Source organism: Pedococcus sp. NPDC057267, assembly GCF_042668795.1.
Taxonomy (GTDB): Bacteria; Actinomycetota; Actinomycetes; order Actinomycetales; family Dermatophilaceae; genus Pedococcus.
The window spans coordinates 1-2,306 of the sequence record NZ_JBHUYG010000180.1 but is presented as its reverse complement, the minus strand read 5'-3'; the positions used below and the strand labels follow the sequence as shown (position 1 = coordinate 2,306).

The following is a 2,306-nucleotide window of genomic DNA, read 5'->3' as shown; positions in this document are numbered from 1 at the left end:
GGTCGGTATCGTTCCTCCACGTGACGACGCCCGAGCGCAGCACCGCTGAGCCGACCGGCATCGTCGTCCTCGTCTCCGGGTCGGGGACCAACCTCCAGGCCCTCATCGACGCCGCCGCCGACCCGGCATACGGGGTCCGCATCGTCGCGGTGGGCGCGGACCGCGCGGGCATCACCGGCCTGCACCGCGCCGCCGCGGCAGGCATCCCGACGTTCGTGTGCCGCGTGCAGGACCACGCCGACCGGGCCGCGTGGGACGCCGAGCTGGCGCGCCGGATCGGTGACCACGACCCGGCGTTCGTGGTGTCGGCCGGGTTCATGAAGCTGCTCGGCCCACAGGTCCTGTCCCGCTGGGTCGTCCTCAACACCCACCCCGCGCTGCTGCCGCTGTTCCCCGGCGCGCACGCCGTCCGCGACGCGCTCGCCGCCGGCGCGACCGAGACCGGCTGCACCGTGCACGTCGTCGACTCGGGCGTCGACACCGGGCCGGTGCTGGCGCAGGCGACCGTCCCGGTGCTGGAGGGGGACACCGAGGAGGCGCTGCACGAGCGCATCAAGGCTGTCGAGCACCCGTTGCTCGTCGAGTACGTGGGCCGCGCGGCCCGCGAGGGAATCACCGTCACCGATGGGAAGGCCAGCATTCCGTGAGCACCGTGAGCACCCCCGGGCCGAGCGAGGACGTCCGCCAGGTCCGTCGCGCCCTCGTCTCCGTCTACGACAAGACCGGGCTCGAGGAGCTCGCCCGGGGGCTGCACGCCGCCGGGGTCGAGATCGTCTCGACCGGCGGCTCGGCGTCGCTGATCGCCGGGCTCGGGATCCCGGTGGTCGAGGTCGCCGACCTGACCGGCTTCCCCGAGTGCCTCGAGGGGCGGGTCAAGACGCTGCACCCGGTCGTGCACGCGGGGATCCTGGCTGACACCCGCAAGCCCGACCACGTCGAGCAGCTCGCGGACCTCGGCGTCGCGCCGTTCGAGCTCGTCGTCGTGAACCTCTACCCGTTCCGCGAGACGGTCGCCTCCGGCGCGACCCCGGACGAGTGCGTCGAGCAGATCGACATCGGCGGCCCGACCATGGTCCGCGCCGCTGCCAAGAACCACCCGAGCGTCGCGATCGTCACCGACCCCGCGGCATACCCGGCGGTGCTCGACGCGATCGCCGGCGGCGGCTTCACGCTGGCACAGCGCCGTGCGCTCGCGGCGCAGGCGTTCGCGCACACGGCGTCGTACGACGTGGCGGTCGCGTCGTGGTTCGGCACGGTGCTGTCGCCGAGCGAGGACCACTGGCCGGCGTTCACCGGTGCCACGTGGGAGAAGAAGGCGGTCCTGCGGTACGGCGAGAACCCGCACCAGGGCGCGGCGCTGTACACGCACTGGCGCCCGGGCCTGGCACAGGCGGAGCAGCTGCACGGCAAGGAGATGTCGTACAACAACTACGTCGACGCCGACGCTGCAGTGCGCGCCGCGCACGACCACGGTGACCAGCCGACCGTCGCGATCATCAAGCACGCCAACCCCTGCGGCATCGCCGTGGGTGCGTCGATCGAGGACGCGTATGCCGCCGCGCACGCGTGCGACCCGGTCTCGGCCTACGGCGGCATCATCGCGACGAACCGCCCGGTGACCGCGGCCATGGCGGCCGCGGCGAACGAGACGTTCAGCGAGGTCATCGTCGCGCCGGACTTCGACGCGGACGCGCTGGAGCTGTTGCGGCAGAAGAAGAACCGTCGACTCCTGCGCCTGCCGGCCGACATGGGGCGGTACGCCGACCCCGTCGAGTTCCGCGCCATCAGCGGCGGCATCCTCGCGCAGACGGTCGACCGGGTCGACGCGGTCGTCGAGGGCGACGTGCCCGGCGGCGACGACGCGGAGCGCTGGCGGCTCGTGTGCGGCGAGGCCGCGGACGAGGCGACGCTTGCCGACCTGCAGTTCGCGTGGCGGGCGGTGCGCGCGGTGAAGTCGAACGCGATCCTGCTCGCCAAGGACGGCGCTTCGGTGGGCATCGGCATGGGCCAGGTCAACCGCGTCGACTCCTGCCACCTCGCGGTGTCGCGGGCCAACGGCGGGGACGACGGTGCCGAGCGCGCGCGGGGTGCGGTCGCCGCGTCGGACGCGTTCTTCCCGTTCGCCGACGGCCTGCAGGTGCTGCTCGACGCGGGCGTGCGCGCCGTTGTCGCCCCCGGCGGGTCGGTCCGCGACGAGGAGGTCATCGAGGCCGCGAAGGCCGCCGGCGTGACGATGTACTTCACCGGCACCCGCCACTTCGCCCACTGAGGTCCGCCGCACTGTTCCGGCAGCATCTGGCCTCAGG

Annotated in this window: 2 protein-coding genes; both read left to right on the top strand. The window is 73.3% G+C overall.

What is annotated here, in order from left to right; all coding sequences use genetic code 11:
• Positions 1-20 precede the first annotated feature (20 nt).
• Positions 21-647 (top strand): phosphoribosylglycinamide formyltransferase, encoded by a 627-nt coding sequence (purN, locus tag ACFUC1_RS20500; protein ID WP_379123146.1) that lies wholly within the window; start codon positions 21-23, stop codon positions 645-647.
• A complete protein-coding gene (gene purH / locus ACFUC1_RS20495) occupies positions 644-2,269 on the top strand; it encodes a bifunctional phosphoribosylaminoimidazolecarboxamide formyltransferase/IMP cyclohydrolase (protein ID WP_379123144.1) in 1,626 nt (541 codons plus the stop codon). The genes purN and purH overlap by 4 nt, the downstream gene beginning before the upstream one ends.
• Positions 2,270-2,306 lie beyond the last annotated feature (37 nt).